Raw genomic sequence first — 19,835 nt, 5'->3', positions numbered from 1 at the left:
CGGAACTTCCGCCGGATTCTCACTTTTTCGCCGGGCTGTTTATTTGCCGCCGCGCTGCTCCGTAACCGGGTGGGCGGCTTTTCTTTTTGGCCCCGCTCCTCTCCCACTTTCCGCCCATGCAACAGGTTCTGCACTACTTCACGCAGTACAAAGTCAACTACAAAAACGAAATCCTTTCGGGCCTGACGGTGGCGCTGGCCCTGATTCCGGAGGCCGTGGCGTTTTCCATTATTGCCGGGGTGCCGCCGCTGGTGGGCCTGTACGCCGCCTTCGTGATGGGTCTCGTGACGTCGGTGCTGGGCGGCCGGCCGGGCATGATTTCGGGGGCGACCGGGGCCGTGGCCGTGGTGCTGGTGGCGCTGGCCAAAACCCACGGCGTCGAGTACATTTTCGCCACCGTTATCCTAGCGGGCGCTATTCAGGTGCTGGCGGGCGTGCTGAAACTGGGCAAGTTTATCCGGCTGGTGCCGCAGTCGGTGATGTTCGGCTTTGTCAACGGGCTGGCCATCATCATCTTCCTCTCGCAGCTGGTGCAGTTTCAGGCCCTGGGGGCCGATGGGGCGCTACACTGGCTGACGGGGCCGGCGCTCTATACCATGCTGGGGCTGGTGGGCCTCACCATTGCCATTATCGTGGGCCTGCCGCGCCTCACCAAGGTGGTGCCGGCCTCGCTCACGGCCCTGCTGGTGGTGTCGGCGCTGGTTATCGGGCTGGGCATCAACACCAAAACCGTGGGCGACATTGCCTCGATTCAGGGCAGTTTCCCGCCGTTTCATATCCCGGCCGTACCGTTCACCTTCGCCACGCTGGGCCTCATCTTTCCCTACGCCGCCATCGTGGCCGGCGTGGGGCTGATTGAGAGTTTGCTGACGCTGAACCTGATTGACGAAATCACCGAAACCCGCGGCCGGGGCAACAAGGAGTGCGTGGCCCAGGGCGCGGCCAATATGCTCTCGGGCCTGTTTTCGGGCATGGGCGGCTGCGCCATGATTGGCCAGAGCCTCATCAATATCTCGTCGGGGGCCCGGGCGCGGCTGTCGGGCGTGGTGGCGGCCGTGATGCTGCTGGTGTTCATCATGTTCGGCGCTTCGCTGATTGAGCGCGTGCCGATGGCCGCCCTCACCGGGCTGATGATTATGGTGTCGGTGGGCACGTTTGAGTGGGCCTCGCTGCGCACCTTCGGCCGCATGCCCGTCGCCGATTTGGTGGTGATGCTGACCGTGACGCTGGTAACGGTGGTGCTGCACAACCTGGCGCTGGCCGTGCTCATCGGCGTGATTATCGCGGCGCTGGTGTTTGCCTGGGAGAATGCCCGCCGCATCCGCGCCCGCAAGCACCTCGACGAGGCCGGCGTGAAGCACTACGAAATCTTCGGCCCGCTGTTCTTCGGCTCGGTGCAGGCCTTCAGCGAGAAGTTCGACGTAGCCGACGACCCGCAGCAGGTCATCATCGACTTCGCCGAAAGCCGGGTGGCCGATATGTCGGCCATCGAAGCCCTCAACAAGCTCACCGAGCGCTACCACCGCCTGGGCAAAACCGTGCACCTGCGCCACCTCAGCCCCGACTGCCGCCACCTGCTCCGGCGCGCCGACGCCCTCATCGACGTCAACATCCTGGAAGACCCCATCTACCACGTTTCGGGCGCCGATTTACGGTATTAGGATGTAGCGCGAAGCTCCCGCTTCGCGTGTCGTTGAACGACGTCCGTCAGCAGTCAGCAGTCAGCAACGACACGCGAAGCGGAAGCTTCGCGCTACTGCCCGGCTGCGTAAATCCTGTTTAACCTCACTCGTAGAACTTGCGCAGCCGGCGCATGCTGGTCAGCACCACCCAGTCGCCGAGGCGGGGGAAGTTGGTGTGCACGATGGCAATGAGCCAGCCCAGGGCCGAAATAACGGTGCGCTGCCGCCGCCGCCGGATGTGGCGCACGATGATGGCGGCCACTTCGGCCTGGGTTTTCTGCCAGCGGGGCTTGCGGTAGGCAATGGGCACGGGCTGGCCGTCGGCGTCGAGCACGCGCTTGTCGTCGTCGTTTTCAGTGAAGCCGATGTGCACCACCCCGAAGTGCACGCCGGTGCCATCGAGCTCCAGGCGCAGGGTGTGGGCCAGATTGGTGAGGGCCGCCTTGCCGGCGCAGTAGGCCGAGCCGCTGGGCATCCCGTTCAGGGCCGAAATGGAGGAAATAAATGTAACGCTGCCCTGGCTTTCGAGCAGGTGCGGCAGGGCGGCTTTCAGCGGAAACACGGCCCCGTACACGTTGCTGTCGAGCACGCGCCGGAACACCTCGGGGGCCATATCGAGGAAGTAGGCCCGCTGCGAGATGCTGGCGTTGGCGACCAGAATATCGAGCCGGCCGAACTCCTGCACGGCCGTGGCTACCAGCGCCTCGCAGGCGGCATAATCGGTGATGTCGGCCCGGCAGACGGCCACGGTGGCGCCGGCGGCTTCGAGCTGTCGGCGGGTGGCCTCCAGGCGCTCGGGGCGCAGGCCGTTGAGCACCACGGCGGCCCCGGCAGCGCCCAACGCCCGGGCAGTCTCGCGCCCAATGCCCGACTCGGAACCCGTGACGATGGCCACTTTACCGGCCAGCGGCCCGGCGGTAGGCAGCGCCCGGACGCGGCCCGGGGCAGCAGCAGCCGTGGTGCTTGGCTCGTCGGTTGGTTGCGCGGGGGCTTCCTTAGCCGCGGGCACCACTAGAACGGGCGCGGAAGGCGGTTCGGCGGGGGCAGGTACAAAAACGGCCGGGGCCGGACTTTCTTTCCACATAGAATCAAATATACTGCTGTGCCCGAAACCAGGCGAAGGCGTCGGTAATAGCCTGCGCGACCGGCGTTTGGGGCAGGCCCAGCTCGCGCCGGGCTTTGTCTACTGCAAAGTAGTGGCCGTCGTTGGCCACGGCCGTCATGGCGGCGTTCAGGCGGGCGGGCCGGCCCGTGAGGCGGGTTTGCAGGTCGCAGAGCCGGCCGTAGAGCTGGGCCAGGCCGGCCGGCAGGGGCCAGCGCGGGGCGGGTACGTTCAGCAAATCGGCCATCAGGGTAAAGGCTTCGTGGTAGCTCAGGTTTTCGTTGCCCAGAATGTACGACTCTCCTACCCTGCCCAGATTCAGCGCGTTCACGGTGGCGTAGGCCACGTCGCGCACGTGCACGTAGTTTTTGCCGCCGGGCGGGTAGCCGGGCACTTTGCCGCGGTAGATTTCTAGCAGCAAAGCGCCCGAGGTGGGTTTGGCATCGTTGGGGCCGAGCATGAAGGTGGGATGCACCAGCACGGCCGGCAGTTGCTCGTCGGCCACGGCTTGCAGCACGAGGTCGGTGGCGGCGCGCTTGCTGTCCATGTAGTCGAGGCCGTAGCGGGCGCCGGCGTAAGGGCGGGTCTCGTCGCCGGGATTCTCCCGGGTTCCGAAGCCGAAGACGTTGGCCGTGCCCACGTACACCAACCGCGCCACGTCGGCGCGGCGCGCCTCGGCCAGCACGGCGCGGGTGCCCTCCACGTTCACGGACCAAAGCGCCGGGTTGCGGGCCGGGTTCACGCTGGCCAGCGCGGCCGCGTGGATGATGGCCCCGCAGCCCGCCGCCGCCCCGGCCAGCGTGGCGGGCTGGCTCAGGTCGGCCTCCACGTAACCCACGCCCCACCCGGCCGGGAAGGGCGGCGCGGTGCCGGGCCGCACCAGCGCCCGCACCGGTTGGCCCCGGCGGTGCAGCTCGGCCACCAGGTGGCGCCCCAGAAAGCCGTTGGCCCCGGTGACGAGGGTTGGTGGTTGGCTTAGGGTTGACGGTTTTTGGCTATCGGGCACGGGTAGCTGTAAAACAACAGAACGTCATTCAGAGCGCAGCGAAGAATGACGTTTTTATCTAACTCACCGCGTTCTATCGGTGGTTTATCAATGCCTTGTAGGTGCGGCCGATGCGGGCGGGCTCCACTTTCAGAAAGTAGAGCGCAAAGGCCGTGAGGTTGGCCAGTTGCACGCGCAGCCAGCCGTTCTGCTCGTACTTGCGGGCCGATACCAGCACGCTTTGGGGCACGATATGGAACGAGGCCACCCGGCGGATGCGCTGGATTATCTCAAAGTCCTCCATCACCACGAACCGCTCGTTGAAGCCGCCCAGCTGGCTGAACAGCTCGCGGGTGATGAACAGCGTCTGGTCGCCGCCGCGGCTCATGAGGCCCTTGAAACGGGTGCCGTAGCTGTTGAGGCGCAGCAGCGGGTGGCTGGAGTCGAAGCGGAAGCGGTAGCAGCCAGCCGGGTGGCCCGCGGCCACAGCTTGGGCAATGGTAGTTTCGTAGCCCGGGCAGACACCGACGTCGGCGTGCACGAAGTACAGGATGCGGCCGGTGGCGTGGGCGGCGCCGTGGTTCATCTGGGCGGCGCGGCCGGGGCGCGGGGCCGGCAGCACGGTGGCCCCGGCCGCCTCGGCCAGCGCCGCCGTGCCATCGGGGCTCCGGGCATCGACTACCAGAATCTCCACGGCCTCGCCGGGCGGCGCAAGCTGCCGCAGCTGCCGCACCAGCCCGGCAATGTGCGGGGCCTCATTATAGGTAGGAATGATGACGCTAAGCTCGGGCATACTGAATTGAACAGGAGCGCAATTTGCGCAATTTTCGACGGCCATAAACTGGCCCGGCCCGGCAGATACGCAATGGCTGGCCGGGCCAGTTTGCCTGCCTGAGAAATCCGGCTGGCCAGCACGGCGCGTTTATTGCATTAGGTTTCATCAGGGCCGCAGCTTTCCTTGTATGCGTCAAACGCTTAGGGTACCGGCTCATCGTCCGGCTCCTTTTTCTCTTCAGAATCTCCTTCCATGTCTGTATACCGCACTTTCCTTCTAACGGCGCTTTGTGCCTCCACTCTTACGGCTTCGGCCTGCAACGGTGCCCCCAACGCCACCACCGAAACTGCCGTAGCCCTGGCAGCAACTCCGGTAGCGGCTCCGGTAGCGGCTCCGGTAGCAGCGGCCTTCGACCACAGCGCCTTCGACCGGCTGCTGAAAAAGTACGTGAATGCCCGGGGTCAGGTAAACTACAAAGGGTTCAAGAGCGAGGAAAAGGCCTTTAATGCCTACCTGGCCAAACTCAGCCAGAACCCGCCCAAAGCCACCGACTCGAAGGCCGAGCAGATGGCCTTCTGGACCAACGCCTACAATGCCTACACCATTCGGCTCATTCTGGATAATTACCCGCTTAAGAGCATTAAGGACATTGGGGAGCCGTGGAAAAAGCAGTTTTTCAGCATCGGCGGCACCAAAATGAGTCTCGACGATATTGAGCACGGCATTCTGCGCAAGAAATTCAACGACCCGCGCATCCACTTTGCGCTGGTGTGCGCCTCCATTTCGTGCCCGCCGTTGCGCCCCGAGGCCTACACTGCCGCCCGCCTGAACGCCCAGCTCGATGCCCAGGGCCGCGCCTTCCTCAACGATACCGGCAAAAATAAGCTCAGCACCCAAAGCGCCCAGCTTTCCAGCTACTTCGACTGGTACAAGGACGACTGGAACCAGAACGGCCAGTCGGTGGTGAAGTGGGTGAATAGGTACGCCAAAACCAAGATTACCGACAACACCAAGATTGGTTACCTGGACTACAACTGGAACCTGAACGAGCAATAGGTTTTTAAAAGAACGGTGTAGGGTGCGGGGCTTGTCCCCGCCCGCCATTCGGGCCACTGCAACGGTTCCGTCTAACGGCGGGCGGGGACAAGCCCCGCACCCTACACCGTTCTTCGATCCAACGTCGGCCCCTGCAAAAAGCCCCTCTGCCCTCGAATGAAGCTACCATTACTGCTGCTACTGCTACTCCCCTTGCTTGCCCAGGCCCAGACGCCGCCGCTCGAAACGCGGCGCTATGCCATTGAGGTGGCGGGCCTACGCGTGGGCACCATGACGGCCACCCGCCAGCTGCCCACGCCCACGAGCCCCGAAACCATCAGTACCCTCATTAGCGATGTGCAGGTGGATATTCTCTTCTATCACCTCGTCATCTACTACAAGGTAACCAACTACATGCGCGGCGGCCAGCTGCGGCTGTCTACCGTGGATGCCCGCACCAACCAGGGCAATTTTTCGTCGCGCACCGAGTGGAAAGGCGACCACTACGACATTGTGGCCGACCAGTACAAGCACCGCTACCGGGCCACCGAAACCAAGCCCATCCGCTACACCGTTACCGATATGTTTTTCGCGGAGCCCCCGGCCGGCCAGTCCCGCGCCTTCGCCGAGTATTTCGGCGACTTTTTTGGGGTGAAGCCCGGTAAGCCCGGCCGCTACCAGGCCACCCGCGCCGGCCGCGAGGATGAGTACCAGTACCAGGACGGGCAGCTGATAACGTTGATTAAGAAGAATCCGCTGAAGAATTTTGTAATTCGGCTGCTGTAGGGCCAAGAGTCGCCGCTGCTCGCCCCCCCAAAAGCCCGCATTTTTCCTAATTGGAAAGTCGCTGCCGCGTATTTGGTTACCGAATCAGTTTTAATCTGCTTTGTATTAGGCCGCCGAAGTCAGTTGTAGCTGCTTACTTCGGGCGGCCAACTTGCATCTGCTGCCAATGCCCCTTTCCTACACCAACCGCCGCCAGGAAACCTATTACATCCGGGCGGCCCGCGCCAAAAAAGGCGGGGTCCGCTATTACGTTATCAAGGACTTTACTAAGTACCCGGCGGAGGAAATTCCGGACCAGCTGCCCGACGGGTTCGAGTGGTATGAGTACCCGGAAGATGGCAAAACGACGCTTCGCAAAGTTGTGCCCACCCGCGTGCCCGCCGCCATGCTGGCCACGGTGCGCGAGCTGACCACCCGCTACTCGCCCCGCGAAGTGCTGCACTTTGATGTGGAGCCTGAGGCCATAACGGTGTACGAATATCCCTACGGCCCCGACGAGTTGGGCATGCCGCTGGCCGATATTCTTAAATTCGTGTACTTCTCGCCCGTTCTGCGGTTCGTGCTGCTACCCGGTGGCGGCAGCTATCAGGTACAGCGCATCTGCCAGTACCCCGGCCTCGAAGGTTGGATAGCCCTCGAAACCAGTCCCGATTTGGCGGCTCTCGTCACCAGGTTCGCCCCGCACATCGGCCAGGAAAGTCTGGTTGACTTTTGGATTGAAGGCGAAGCGGATTTCTAGGGGCCGGAGTACAAACGGCAGGTGTAGAGACGCATCTTTNNCGCAAAGATGCGTCTCTACACCGCACGTAGCAGCCCAGATACAACGCTACCGGCCCGAAACGGCTACTTTTCGGGATCCTACCCCATCTGCTCCCCCCCAAATGTCCCGTATTCTTCCCACCATTGTGCTGGCGCAGTTCTGCTGCACTTCGCTGTGGTTTGCCGGCAACGCCGTGGCCCCCGAGCTGACGGCCCGCATGGGCCAGCCGGCCAGCTTCGGGGCGGCCCTTACCAGCGCCGTGCAGCTGGGCTTCATTGGGGGCACGCTGGTGTTTGCGCTGCTGACCGTGGCCGACCGGTTTTCGCCTTCGCGGGTATTCTTCGTTAGTGCGCTGCTGGCGGCGGGCTGCAACCTGGCCCTTAACCTGCCGGGCCTGGGGGCCGAGGGGCTGCTGGCGGCGCGGGTGCTCACCGGGTTTTTCCTGGCCGGCATCTACCCGGTAGGCATGAAGCTGGCCGCCGATTACTACGAAGCCGGATTGGGCCGTTCACTGGGGTTTCTGGTGGGGGCGCTGGTGCTGGGCACGGCGTTTCCGCACCTGTTGCGCGGTTTGGGCGGCATCGGCGGTGGCGCGGGCGGCCCGCTGCCTTGGCAGGCCGTAACCATTGGCACCTCGGCGCTGGCGGCGCTGGGCGGGCTGGCGCTGGTGCTGCTGGTGCCCGACGGGCCCTTCCGCCGGGCCGGGCAACGCCTGCGGCCCGGCGCGTTGCTGGCGGGGCTGCGGGAGCCGCAGTTTCGGGCGGCGGCGCTGGGCTACTTCGGGCACATGTGGGAGCTGTACACGTTCTGGGCCTTCGTGCCGGTGGTGCTGGCGGCCTGGCGGGCGGCTCACCCGGCGGCGGCCAGTTTCAATGGGCCGCTGGCGGCGTTTGGCATTATTGGGGTGGGCAGCCTGGGGTGCGTGGGCGCAGGGCTGCTGGCCCAGCGGCGCGGGGCGCGGCCGGTGGCGGCGGGGGCACTGGCCTTGTCGGGGCTGTGCTGCCTGGTGTCGCCGCTGGTGCTGAGCGGCACCTCGGCGCCGCTGCTGCTGGCGTTTCTGGGGTTCTGGGGGCTGGTGGTGGTGGCCGACTCGCCCCTGTTCTCGGCGCTGGTGGCCAGTAGCGCCCCGGCTCCCACCCGCGCCACGGCCCTCACGCTGGTTACCTGTCTGGGCTTCGCCCTCACCATCGTCAGCATCCAGCTCACGAGCCTGCTCGCCCGCTCCCTCGACCCGCGCTACCTGTTTCTACCGCTGGCCATTGGCCCGGCGCTGGGGTTGTGGGCGTTGTTTGGGCGGGGGAAGCAGGTGAAGGGAACAGTGAATCAATAAACTAACTTCAATAGTATTTTCTGTATCTTCGCAAGATGTTTTACAGAAGAAAAATTGCACTCGCTTTGATCCAAGGCTTTGGCGGGGAACTGTCTAAAATATCCTTCCATAAACTCCTTTTCTTATTCACGATTAAGCAGTCGAAACCTGACTATGATTTTGTTCCATATAAGTATGGCTGTTACTCATTTTCTGCAAATGCTGACTTAACTGCCATGGTGAAGCATGGGCAGATTACAGAAGGCACTAATATAATAACTAAAATAGACTCAGTGAATTATATAAAATCACTAAGCGATACTGACAAGAAAATACTAATTGAAATTAATAATAAATTCAAAGACAAAACTATTGAATTTTTAATAAATACAACTTATACAAATTACAAATATTATGCAACCAGAAGTGAAATAAGTAAAAATCATGTATCTACAGATGTTTATCAACAGATAATTGATTCAAAACCCAAAAACGATAAGACTATATTATACACAATAGGATATGAAGGAATATCTTTAGAGTCCTATTTGAATAAGTTAATTAAAAATGACATAAAATTACTTATAGATGTAAGACGCAACGCGTTAAGCATGAAATTTGGATTTTCTAAGAAGCAATTGACTGGCTTTTGCGAGAAAGTAGGTATCAGTTATCTACACATACCCAAAGTTGGAATACAATCAGATCAAAGACAAGAATTGAAAACACAGTCTGATTATGATAATCTTTTTAAAAAATATACTAATACAACCATTAATGAAACGCAACAACAACAAAACGAAATAATAGATCTATTGAAAATAAATAAGAGAATTGCTCTGACTTGCTTTGAAGCAAATGTTTGTCAATGCCACAGAAAACATCTTGCAGAAGCAATTACTAGACACCAAGATTGGAATTTCGAACTCAAACATTTATAAAAACACATAAGATGAGCTTATCAAAAGTATTAATTACAGTAAAGACCTATCCTACACTATCGAGTAAATACGACGAACTGGTTTGTACGGCTGGGTTTTTAGAAGATGGAACTTGGATTAGGATTTACCCTATTCCTTTCAGGAAACTAGAGTATGAAATTCAGTATAAAAAGTATGATTGGATAGAAATAGATTTAGAGAAGTACAGCCGTGACTTCAGATTAGAAAGTTATCGGCCACAGAATATTGAAAAAGGCTTTAGGATTATTGGTCATCTGGATACACGTGACCATTGGAGAGCAAGAAAGGAAGTAGTGCTTAAGAATGTATATACTAATATGTCTGACCTAATACTAGACTCAAAGAATAAAGAAAAGTATACCTCACTTGCAGTTTTAAAACCAAAAACGATTCTCAATTTTAAAATTGAGAAAGTATCCAGAGAGTGGGATACAGAAAAACTAGCAGCATTAAAAGCGAAAGATTCTCAATTGAATTTATTCACTAATTCAGAAAATCCATTTGAAGTAGTCAATAAATTTTCTTATAATTTTACAAGTGATGATGATATTGAAAGAACAATGATGATCGAAGACTGGGAAATAGGAGCACTATATTGGAATAGTTTAAAAAGGCATGAAGGAAATGAATTTAAAGCTTGTGAAGATGTTAAGAATAAATATTTTAATGACTTTGCAAAAACCAAAGATCTGTATTTATTTTTGGGGACAACCAGGGAGTATCATCTCATAGCGCCTAATCCGTTTGTAATTATCGGCACGTTTCATCCTACTGTTCAAACCCAGTTCTCTTTGTTTTAAATTTTTTATAAACGTAAAACGCCCCGCAACCTCTCGGCTGCGGGGCGTTTTACGTTACATCAGCGGCAGTAATTGCAGCAGCTTATTGAGCATGATGGGCAGGTTGTGGACGCGCTGACGGGTTTTTTTACTCGTTGCTACCGTCCTGGTGCTTTACCCATTTTCCGTGGTCGGGCACGGCTTCCTGCTGCCAGTGGGCCAGCAGGTGTTGCAGGCCGGCCCGTAGCTCCTCGCCCTGCATGGCCGGGCCGTGGCCGGTTACCAGGGTTTGCGGCCTCAGCGCCGCCAGCTTTTCGGCCGAGGCATGGGCAGCCGGCCAGTCGGTAGTCAGGTACACCGGCGGGCCGCACAGCTCCTGCTTTTGCAGCAGCACCCGGTACAGCGAATCCTGGCGGACGGTAATCAGGGCGTCGGCCGAAATCAGCAGGCGGTCCTGGTCGCGGAAAAACGCCACCTGCCCCGGCGCATGGCCCGGCACATGCACCCACTGCCAGTCGGGCAGACCCGGCACGCGGCCGTCGGGCGGCAGGGCTTGCAGGGCCTCGCGGATGTCGGTGGCCTGGTGGGGGTAGATGGCCGATATCTTCGCCAGCACGCCCCCTTCCACCGTGGTGTCGGGCTCAGGATAGTCCCGCTCACCGGTCAGGAACGGGAATTCCAGCGGGTGGGCGTACACGGGCACCGGCCACTTCACCAGCAACTCCACGATGCTGCCTATGTGGTCGAAGTGGCCATGGGTGAGCAATATAGCCGCCGCTATAATCTCGGCGGCCGATTTGGGCATGCCGGCATCCACCAGCACCCAGTCGGCGCCGGGCCGGCCAATCATGGCCAGGTTCACAATCTGGTTGGTGTAATAGGCTACATCGGGCGCTACTTCGCGGAGCTTGCCGCTGTCGATGGACGTCATCGGCACAAGCTTGTTATCCTCGCTTTGGTGCATGGGCTACGTGAATTTAGGTGAGTAAAAGGCGTGGGCGTTTCGCTCTGGCAGGCACCTTACAGGCGCCCACCAGCACGACCGTTACAGCAGCTTATCGAGCATAATGGGCAGGTCGCGGACACGCTTGCCAGTGGCGTGGAAAACGGCGTTGGCAATGGCGGCCGTGACGCCGAGCATACCCACTTCACCGATGCCCTTCACGCCCAGCGGGTTCACAATGTCGTCGTCTTCGTGCACGAAAATGACGTCGATGTGCGGAATGTCGGCGTTGACGGGAATGTGGTACTCGGCGAAGTTGTGGTTCATGTAGCGGCCGAACTTGTGGTCCATTACAGTTTCCTCCATCAGGGCCATGCCCAGGCCCCACACCACCGAGCCCAGCACCTGCGAGCGGGCCGTTTTCTGGTTGAGGATGCGGCCGGCAGCCACGGCACTCACCACCCGCGTTACTTTGATAGTACCCAGGTCCTCGTCTACCTCCACCTCGGCGAAGGCCACGTTGTGGGAATGCAGCGAGTAGCCATTCTGCTTCACCATGTTGGGCATGGCCGAGCTGTCGGCTTCGAGCTGGCTTTTGCCGCTGGCCTGCAGCACATCGCGCAGCACCACAGCCTGGGCGTGGTCGAGGCGCAGGCGCAGCTGGCCATTTACAAACTCCACTTCCTCGTACTTAGCGCCCATTAGGGGCGAATCGGCGGGTTTTTGGGCCAGCTTAAGGATTTTCTCGCCCAGCGCGTCGCAGGCGTTTTTCACGGCCGTGCCCACCGAGGCGGCGGTCCAGGAGCCGCCCTGGATGGGCGCTTCGGGCTGGTCGGTGTCGCCGAGCTCAAAGGTCACGGCCTTCAGAGGCAGGCCCAGGGTTTCGGCCGCAATCTGCGTCATAATGGTGTAGGTGCCGGTGCCGTTTTCACCGGTGGCGCTGCGCACCGTCAGCTTACCATCAGCCGAAATCAGGGCTTTGGCCGCCGATTTCTGCTGGCTGGCATCCCAAACGCCTCCTCCCATGCCCATGCCCACCAGCTTGCCGTTGGCGCGCATCGAGCGGGGCGCCTGGGTGCGGTTTTCCCAGCCAAATTTGGCCGCGGCCTGTCGGTAGCACTCGCGCAGCTTCTTGCTCGAAAAGGGCTTATCTACGTTCTGGTCGCGCTCGGCGTAGTTGCGCAGCCGGAATTCGAGCGGGTCGAGGCCGGCGGCATAGGCCATTTCGTCCATGGCTACTTCCAGCCCCACGTTGCCCGAAGCGGCCCCCGGCGCGCGCATATCCTGGGGCGAGTAAATATCAAGCTTGGCCAGCTCGTAGCCCAGCTTCACGTTCTCGCACTTGTACAGCATGCCCGACCAGTTCACCACGTTTTCGGTGTAGTCTTCGAACTGGGAGGTTTCGTGGAGGGCATGGTGCTGAAGGGCGGCCAGGGTGCCATCGGGGTTGGTGCCCATTTTCAGCAGCTGCAGCGTGTTGGGCCGGTGGCCGATGCTGAACATCTGCTGGCGCGTGAGCGTGACGCGCACCGAGCGTTTGAGCTCCAGCGCAGCCAGCACGGCCATAAACACTGAGTACTGTGGCCGCAGCCCCGAGCCGAAGCCGCCGCCCATAAACTGGTTCACCACCCGCACGTCGTTCTTGCCCAACCCGAACACGCCCATCAGGTAGTTCTGCACGTTGTACACGCCCTGGGTTTTATCGTAGGCCGTTATCTGGCCGTTGCCGCGCCACTCCACGGTGGTAGCAAACAGCTCCATGGGGTTGTGGTGCTGGGCCCCGTGGGCGTACTCGGCCTCGATGCTATGGGTGGCATTTTCCAGGGCTTTGTCGGGTTTGCCACGGGGCGGCGGCGGCGGCTGGAAACCGGTTTTGCCCTTGCCCGGCGCGTAGCCTTCGGTGCGCTTGGTTTCGAGGTTGGTTTCGTGGGCCTGCTGCTCATAGTCGATGCGCAGCAGGGCAGCCGCGTACCGGGCCAGCTCGAACGTGTCGGCCACGACCAGCGCCACCGGCTGCTGGTTGAAGGTAATATCGGGCGCATGCAGCGGCCGGAAGGGGGAGCCGCCGGGGGCAATCTGGTCCTTGTAGCTCTTATCGAACCAAGCCAGATACGGCACATTCTCATGCGAAAATACTTCCAGCACGCCCGGTAGCGCCCGCACCTCATCGGCGTATACTTTCAGGATTTTACCCTTGGTAATGGGGCTGCTTACCACGTAGCCGTAGGCGAGGTTGGGCACGTTAAATTCGCCCGAATAGTGGGCCGCACCCGCTACTTTCAGCGGTCCATCTACGCGATTCGGGGCTTTACCTATATGGTTGGTCTGGGTCATGGGTTGGATTTTTAGCTGTGTGAGGGCTTCATAATAACGTATGAGCGGGAGCAGACCCTGCCCCTACTGACCACCCAGATACATGTCGCCGGCCTCTTGCTTTCCTTCGGCGGCCTGTTTGAGGGCGCGCACAATGGCGCGGCGGGCCAGCTCGATTTTGAAGTCGTTGGAGCCCTGGCCCACGGCGTTAGCCACCACGTGGGCAGCCACGCGGCCAAAGGTTTCGGCGGTGGCGGGCTGCCCCTTCAGCAGCGCCTCGGCCGCTTTATCGCGCCAGGGCTTATGAGCCACGCCGCCCAGGGCCAGTCGGGCATCCGTGATGGTGTCGCCATCCATTTCCAGGCCCACGGCCACGCTCACCAGGGCAAAAGCGTAGGAGTGCCGGTCGCGAAGTTTAAGATAGGCAAAGTGCTTGGCAAAGCCTTTTTCAGGCAAATCAAGCGAAGTAATCAGTTCACCTTCGGCTAAGGTGTTGTCGAACTCGGGCTGGTCGGCGGGCAGGCGGTGGAAGTCTTCGAAGGCAATGGTCCGCTCGCCGTTGGGGCCGCTTACGCGCACGGTAGGCGCCAGGGCCGCCAGGGCCACGCACATATCTGAAGGGTGCGTGGCAATGCAGGTTTCACTGGCCCCCAGAATGGCGTGGATGCGGTTGTAGCCCCCGATGGCCGAGCAGCCCGAGCCAGGCTCGCGCTTGTTGCAGGGCGTGGCTACATCGTAGAAATAGTAGCAGCGGGTGCGCTGCATCAGGTTGCCGCCGTTGGTAGCCGCGTTGCGCAGCTGCGGCGAGGCCCCGGCCAGAATGGCCTGGTTCAGCAATGGGTAGCGCTTTTTGACCGCTTCATTCCAAGCCGTATCAGAATTTGTGGCGGTAGCCCCGAGGCGCAGGCCGCCATCGGGTAAGTCTTCGATTTTGGAGAGCGGCAGTTTGGCAACGTTGACCAGATGCGCGGGCTGCTCCACGTTCATCTTCATCAAGTCAATCAGGTTGGTGCCGCCGCCCACGTAGGCCGAAGCCTTGTGGCCGGCCTTGTCGCGCACCGCATCGGCCACATTGGTGGCGCGGGAGTAGGTGAAAGGATACATGTTTTTCAGTATTGAGTAGTGAGTATTTGGTATTGAGCACACTGGCAGATTGAGCAACAGGACACCTTATGCGCCTTATTGCTCCCTGCCAGCTACCCACTACTGTTTGTCTACAACTTCCTTCACCGCATCGAGAATGCCAACATAGGCGCCGCAACGGCATAGGTTGCCGCTCATCAACTCTTTGATTTCGGCTTCGGAGTGGGCGCGGCCCTCATTGAGCAGGCCCTGGGCCGAGCAAATCTGGCCGGGCGTGCAGTAGCCGCACTGGAAGGCGTCGTGGTCGACGAAGGCCTGCTGCAATAGGCTCAGGTTTTCGGGAGTGCCCAGGCCCTCAATGGTCGTGATGTCGTCGTCTTCATGCATCACGGCTAGCGTGAGGCAGCTATTGATGCGCCGGCCATTTACGAGCACCGTACAGGCGCCGCACTGGCCATGGTCGCAGCCTTTTTTGGTGCCCGTGAGGCCGGCGTACTCGCGCAACGCGTCGAGCAGGCTGGTCCAGGGCGCGAGTTGCAGCGTGCGGGTTTCGCCATTGATGGTCAGGCGGACCGGGCCAGTGGGCACCGGCGTGGGCAGGCCACCGCTGGCGGGGGCGCTGGTAATTGGTTGCGACATAAGGCTGGGATAGAAATGAGAAAGCAGGAAAGTACCAGGCCTCAAAGGCAAGACGCCGGTCCATAGCTTTCCTGTACGCCCACAATAGCCCGCGCGTTTTGGATCGGACTGAATTCCCTCAGCTTTGGCACCGCTGGCCACCAGCTATTTTATCCCGCTGGGTAAAGGCTCGATCATCGCCATCCATCACCACACCACTAAAAAAACCGCCTCCTGATACAGCTTCCCCAAAGGGTAGCAGCACCAGAAGACGGCATCAACAGGAAAGCAAGAAGTATTTCTACGCTCCCTTGGAGGCCAAAATATCAAGCATTTCGACGGCCGGGGCCGAGGAGAACAGGTCGGGAGCCTGGGCAAACAAGGCCTCAGCCACTTTGCCGCTCAGATGGGCCTCACGGCCCGACTCATCGGCAAACGTATCGAAGATGCCGAAGGTAGAAGGGCCCATCTGCACCCCGTACCAAGTAGCGGTACCGGGCTCCTGCTCTACCAGGGCTAATCCGCCGCGCAGAAAATCGGCTACTTCCTGCTCTTTGCCGGGCTTGGCTTCGAGGCGCACAAACAATCCTACTTTTACCATGAGAATGGGGCTTAAAGGGTTGGCAAGTAGAACCGGCTCAACGGTGGAATGTTCACGAAAGGAGTTTTCAGGTCCTAAATAGCATCGTGTTTCATCTGGCATTTGCTTGCCGAAGCATGACGTTCTAGAGGTATTTTGCCACCCAGTTTTCGGAGCAGTAGCTTCCCGCCTACAGCCCATAGGTTAGCTGCGCGTAGTACAACCCACCCATGCTGGGGCCGCCGAGGTAGCCGACGTAGTAGCGGTTAAGCACGTTACTGGCTCCGAGTTTAAAGCGCAGATTGGGCGTGGGCAGGTGGTAGCTGAGTTGGGCATCGAGCGTGCCGTAGGCCGGCACGGTGCCGCTCACGAGGAAGGTCTCGGAGAAATAAGCGGTCTGCCAGCGGTAGTTGAGGCCGAAACCCAGGCGGCGGTACACGTTTTCGTGGCCCAGGTTCAGGTTGTAGCTCCAGCGCGGCGTATTAAATCCGGCCTCCAGCCCGTCGGCGGCTTCGGTGCGGTCGAGGCGGGCGTAGGTGGTGCTGGTCCCGGCCAGCAGGCCGCCGGGCACGTCGTAGCGCAGGCCCAGCGAGCCGCCGTAGTTGTACACGCGGCTGCGCGAGTTCGTCCAGAGGCGGTAGCGGGCCTGGGTGGCGCGGGCGTTGAGGGCAGTGGCTACGGCGTTGGCGCTGGCCGTGGCCGGTAGCGGCTGCCCGTCGGGGGCCAGCGGCACGTAGGCTTCCACCTGCCCCATAAAGTCGCGGTAGGTATTGGCGTAGAAATCCACGTCGGCCAGCAGGCGGCCACCGGGTAGCAGGGCCGCCTTGTAGCCCACTTCCCACGAGCGCACAAATTCGGGCCTCAGGTAGGTGTAGGGATTGCGCGCAAGCAGGCTCAGGTTGTCAGCAATGGCTTGGCTGCGGCTCTGTCCGCCGGTGTTCACGCCCCGCGTAACGGCCGCGTTAAAGGCATCAATCGAGCTGCGCAGGTAGCTGCCCTCAAATACCCCGTCCGACATCACCCGCAGCCCCCCGATACGCTTTACCTGCCCGCTGTTTACGTTGGAAAACCCCTCAAACAAGCTCGGAAAGCGGTAGCCGCTCTGGTAGCTGAGCCGAAAGTTGTGGCGGGCCGTGGGCGAGTACACGGCCGTGAGCCGGGGGTTGAAGCGCACATCGAAGTAGCGGTTCTTGTCGGCTCGTAGCGTGACCGTGAGGCGGAGCTTTTCGCCCGGCAGCAGCCGCGCCCCAGCCTGCACGAAGCCACCGGTTTTGCCGTAGGCCAGGGTGCTGAACTGGTCGCGGCCGGGATTGGGGTTGATGAAATAGTTGCCATCGGGCTGCACAAAGTAGGTGCGGTGGTCGGCCCCCACCAGCACATCGGCCCAGGCCGGCAGACGCTGGCTGCCACCCTGCCGCAGGGCTGCACCGAGGTTGGCCTGCATTTCGGCGTGCAGCAAATCGGCCTTTACCCGCAGTGCCGCGCCCTGGTCCCAGTTATTGATGTCGGAAAGTACATTCAGGCGCTGCCGGAACTCTGGGGTGCCGGGCTGCAGACGGCCGGCATCAGCGAAGGTGCGGGCGGCAGCATGGGCGGCGGCTACCGGCTGGCCCTGCCCCACGGCCCGGTTCCACTCGGCGGTGTAGTCGGCGTTCCAGGCATTGTCGGGCTTAAAGCTGCGGTCGAGGTTTTCGGCGGCCGAGCGCAGGTTATAGCTTTTGCCGGTGTTTTCCTGCGTGAAGTAGATTCGCGCCTGCACCACGGGCGTCGTCAGTTGCAGCGCGTGCTGCTGCAGGCGGTAGTCGGCCAGCTGAAAGCGGTTGCTGCGCTGGTACACGTTGTCGAAACGGGCCCCGCGGTAAGTATAAGCCAGCTCGGCCCGCTCGCTTACCCTATAGTGGAGGGCCGCGTCGTACTTCAGCGTCTGCAGATGGTAGTCCACCACGTCGCGCTCCAGATAGCCGGTGCGGGCCACCTGGTAGCTTTTGCCACCCAGCGTCAGCGTACTGCGGTTTGATGATTCGTTGCCGTAGCTGCTTACCGGGTCGCGGGCGGGGTTGTCGGCCCCTAGCAGGCCGGTGCTGGCGTTGCCGTTGGGGTTGAGGTCGGTCGGGTCGGTGGCCATCCAGTCGTAGCCCCGCAGGTAAGTGCCGTTCACCTTGAAAGCCCACTTCGAGCCCAGCACCCGGGCGTAGCGCAGGCTGGTTTCGGAGTAAGGCCGCACGCCCGTGTTCGGGTCGTTTACATGGTTGACGCCCACTTTCTGCTGCGCGCTCAGCCCTTCGCTGGCAAACGGGTTGCGGGTGCTGAAATTGGCCAGCCCATTGATGGCATTCAACCCATACAGGGCAGCCGCTGTGCCGGGCACGATTTCAACGCTACTGATATCCAGGTCGCTCGGCCCGAGCACGTTGCCAATCGGACCACCAATGTGCGGGGCCTGATTGTCAATGCCATCCACGAGCTGGGCGAAGCGCACGTTGGTGGTGTTGGCGAAGCCACGGGCGTTGAGCACCTTAAACCCCAGGCTTGGCGCCAGCACCTGCACGCCCTTCATCTGCTCCAGCGCATCAAAAAACGAAGGCGCGGGCGACAGCCGCAAGGCCCGTGCATTCAGCTTTTCTACCGTAACCGGCGACTGCAGAATACTTTCCTCTACCTTGGAAGCCGCCACCACCACCTCGCCCAGCAGCACCGGCCGGCGCGTAGTATCGGCCGGCAGAGTAGCCGCCTGTTGCGCCAAGGCCGGGCTGGCGGCCCCGGCGGCCGTAATTCCCCCCGCCAACACCTGCCAACAGGTTGCTTGTACCAGATGCTTCATAATAGATAGGCAGTAGCAAAAAGCTTCTGGGCAAGCCGCCCTGGAAGCTGGGCAGCAGCGAGGGAAATACGGCGGAGCGGATACTCGGTATTAAACTGTTACGCTTTCCTCAATAGCCGCCGAAATATCCACTTCCTCCAGCGGCGGCACCGGCGCAAACCGCGACTCGTGGAAGTTGGCTTCGGGAAAGCCCGGCGCTACTGCCGCGTTGTTTATCTGGTGCAGCGTAATACCAAAGCCGTTATGCGTGTCGTACACGTCGCGCACGGTGTAGATGGGGCCGCGCTTGGGCGTCTGGATATTGGGATTCTGCACCAGCAGCATGGTAAAGTCATCGTTGGTGCAGATAACTTCCTGGCCGGGATGGAAAAGGGGCGCTTTCATGGGGCAAAGATAAGGGGCCGCCGGGCAGCAGTTGCGTTGGCCAGACTTACTACAATGTCACGAGGCCGGCAACAAAAAAACCACTTAAAGGCGCTTACAGCCTAATATGGCTGTTTTTTAGTGCAGGCAGTGCCGTTAGGGTACGGCTAAAAACAAGATATAAAAAGGTAACCCACCGGCCAGCCTGAGAATAAATAAACAGCCCGCCCCTATCAGTTGATGAGGGCGGGCATTATTCCTTCCTGGGCAAGCTGGCAACTATTCCGGAAGCGTAGCCGAAGATACGAAACGGGCCTCAGAGGTGCGCAAGGCTGTGTGCCGGCAAGACCGGCTAGCTACTATCTATCAGACAGCTTTGCCAGTCTGAACATTGGTCATTGAAAAATGAGGAGGCCTCAACTTGAGTAATTGTGCTATGTGACTATTAAGTATTTCTCCAAAGACATCTATAGCGTGGAAGTCGAAGTGATAATCGTACCCTTTGCTAGAAAATTCATGAAGGTAGCGCCAGTTCATAAATGAATGATTATGCGCAGTGAGCAACTCCTTTACTGTTGTAGATGATGGGATAGGTTTTGCCTTGTGCTGCTCCCCTCCCTGCTTCAAGGTCATATGGATGGCTTTTAATTGATCGACCTTAGTTGGTAATATGTCTTTATACTTCTGTCCCAAGCTGAGCATTGTGAGTTGAGGCAGTGTTTTAAACAGCCTCCATAGTTCATGGGTGTTTGGGGGACGACTCGCGCTTAATGAGTGGATTGCCTTTAGATATAACTCAATAGCAAGAGCAAGATTAACTGCTGCGGGGCCAATCATCATAAAGGCCGTTGCATCATGTTTTCGAATTGCCCATGCGGAATTCAGCCCAACTTGATGAAATCCAGTTGCCATTCTATATAAATAGGACTTACGCACTTG

Annotated in this window: 18 protein-coding genes; 7 read left to right on the top strand and 11 right to left on the bottom strand. The window is 59.6% G+C overall.

Features of this window, described 5'->3' with window-relative positions; genetic code table 11:
* Nucleotides 1-116 precede the first annotated feature (116 nt).
* On the top strand, nt 117-1,661 hold the full coding sequence (locus J7E24_RS10590) for a SulP family inorganic anion transporter (protein ID WP_215137896.1): 1,545 nt from the start codon (nt 117-119) through the stop codon (nt 1,659-1,661).
* Nucleotides 1,662-1,785: 124 nt separating this feature from the next.
* On the opposite strand, the gene J7E24_RS10585 is transcribed toward J7E24_RS10590, so the two are convergent.
* The 3 genes from J7E24_RS10585 to J7E24_RS10575 all read right to left on the bottom strand — a co-directional run bounded on the left by J7E24_RS10585 (nt 1,786) and on the right by J7E24_RS10575 (nt 4,562).
* Complete coding sequence (locus tag J7E24_RS10585) at nt 1,786-2,766, bottom strand: SDR family oxidoreductase (RefSeq protein ID WP_215137894.1); 981 nt, start codon at nt 2,764-2,766, stop codon at nt 1,786-1,788.
* Nucleotides 2,767-2,770: 4 nt separating this feature from the next.
* Nucleotides 2,771-3,790, bottom strand: coding sequence for an NAD-dependent epimerase/dehydratase family protein (locus J7E24_RS10580; protein ID WP_215137892.1), 1,020 nt, complete (start codon nt 3,788-3,790; stop codon nt 2,771-2,773).
* 73 nt (nt 3,791-3,863) lie between these two features.
* Nucleotides 3,864-4,562, bottom strand: a complete 699-nt coding sequence (locus J7E24_RS10575) for a TIGR04283 family arsenosugar biosynthesis glycosyltransferase (protein WP_215137890.1) — start codon at nt 4,560-4,562, stop codon at nt 3,864-3,866.
* A gap of 234 nt (nt 4,563-4,796) precedes the next feature.
* Here J7E24_RS10575 and J7E24_RS10570 point away from each other — a divergent pair, with 234 nt between their 5' ends.
* The 6 genes from J7E24_RS10570 to J7E24_RS10545 all read left to right on the top strand — a co-directional run bounded on the left by J7E24_RS10570 (nt 4,797) and on the right by J7E24_RS10545 (nt 10,196).
* Nucleotides 4,797-5,600, top strand: a complete 804-nt coding sequence (locus J7E24_RS10570) for a DUF547 domain-containing protein (RefSeq protein ID WP_215137888.1) — start codon at nt 4,797-4,799, stop codon at nt 5,598-5,600.
* 156 nt (nt 5,601-5,756) lie between these two features.
* Nucleotides 5,757-6,365: a DUF6134 family protein gene (locus J7E24_RS10565; protein WP_215137886.1), complete on the top strand. Its 609-nt coding sequence runs from the start codon at nt 5,757-5,759 to the stop codon at nt 6,363-6,365.
* A gap of 166 nt (nt 6,366-6,531) precedes the next feature.
* The gene (locus J7E24_RS10560; protein WP_215137884.1) at nt 6,532-7,104 is read left to right on the top strand and encodes a hypothetical protein; all 573 of its coding nucleotides are present in this window, start codon (nt 6,532-6,534) and stop codon (nt 7,102-7,104) included.
* A 142-nt stretch (nt 7,105-7,246) separates the two neighbouring features.
* Nucleotides 7,247-8,455 carry an MFS transporter gene (locus J7E24_RS10555; protein WP_215137882.1) on the top strand — a complete coding sequence of 403 codons (1,209 nt, stop codon included), beginning with the start codon at nt 7,247-7,249 and terminating at the stop codon, nt 8,453-8,455.
* Between the two features lie 35 nt (nt 8,456-8,490).
* Nucleotides 8,491-9,375, top strand: a complete 885-nt coding sequence (locus J7E24_RS10550; protein ID WP_215137880.1) for a DUF488 family protein — start codon at nt 8,491-8,493, stop codon at nt 9,373-9,375.
* A gap of 11 nt (nt 9,376-9,386) precedes the next feature.
* Nucleotides 9,387-10,196 (top strand): hypothetical protein, encoded by an 810-nt coding sequence (locus J7E24_RS10545; protein WP_215137878.1) that lies wholly within the window; start codon nt 9,387-9,389, stop codon nt 10,194-10,196.
* A 127-nt stretch (nt 10,197-10,323) separates the two neighbouring features.
* On the opposite strand, the gene J7E24_RS10540 is transcribed toward J7E24_RS10545, so the two are convergent.
* The 8 genes from J7E24_RS10540 to J7E24_RS10505 all read right to left on the bottom strand — a co-directional run.
* Complete coding sequence (locus J7E24_RS10540; protein ID WP_215137877.1) at nt 10,324-11,139, bottom strand: MBL fold metallo-hydrolase; 816 nt, start codon at nt 11,137-11,139, stop codon at nt 10,324-10,326.
* A gap of 81 nt (nt 11,140-11,220) precedes the next feature.
* Nucleotides 11,221-13,452 (bottom strand): xanthine dehydrogenase family protein molybdopterin-binding subunit, encoded by a 2,232-nt coding sequence (locus J7E24_RS10535; RefSeq protein ID WP_215137875.1) that lies wholly within the window; start codon nt 13,450-13,452, stop codon nt 11,221-11,223.
* A gap of 63 nt (nt 13,453-13,515) precedes the next feature.
* Complete coding sequence (locus J7E24_RS10530; RefSeq protein WP_215137873.1) at nt 13,516-14,535, bottom strand: FAD binding domain-containing protein; 1,020 nt, start codon at nt 14,533-14,535, stop codon at nt 13,516-13,518.
* Nucleotides 14,536-14,634: 99 nt separating this feature from the next.
* Nucleotides 14,635-15,153: a (2Fe-2S)-binding protein gene (locus tag J7E24_RS10525; protein ID WP_215137871.1), complete on the bottom strand. Its 519-nt coding sequence runs from the start codon at nt 15,151-15,153 to the stop codon at nt 14,635-14,637.
* A 280-nt stretch (nt 15,154-15,433) separates the two neighbouring features.
* Entirely contained in the window at nt 15,434-15,733 is a 300-nt protein-coding gene (locus J7E24_RS10520; RefSeq protein ID WP_215137869.1) for a putative quinol monooxygenase, read from the bottom strand.
* Nucleotides 15,734-15,902: 169 nt separating this feature from the next.
* The gene (locus tag J7E24_RS10515; protein ID WP_215137867.1) at nt 15,903-18,533 is read right to left on the bottom strand and encodes a TonB-dependent receptor; all 2,631 of its coding nucleotides are present in this window, start codon (nt 18,531-18,533) and stop codon (nt 15,903-15,905) included.
* A 90-nt stretch (nt 18,534-18,623) separates the two neighbouring features.
* Entirely contained in the window at nt 18,624-18,917 is a 294-nt protein-coding gene (locus J7E24_RS10510) for a hypothetical protein (protein WP_215137865.1), read from the bottom strand.
* A gap of 345 nt (nt 18,918-19,262) precedes the next feature.
* Nucleotides 19,263-19,835, bottom strand: a 573-nt coding sequence (locus J7E24_RS10505; protein ID WP_215137864.1) for a hypothetical protein, incomplete at its 5' end; no start/stop codon positions are given.

It is taken from the genome of Hymenobacter sp. ISL-91, assembly GCF_018613725.1.
In the GTDB taxonomy this organism is placed as follows: domain Bacteria; phylum Bacteroidota; class Bacteroidia; order Cytophagales; family Hymenobacteraceae; genus Hymenobacter.
The sequence above is the reverse complement of the archived record's forward strand: the minus strand, read 5'-3'. Positions and strand labels throughout refer to the sequence as shown.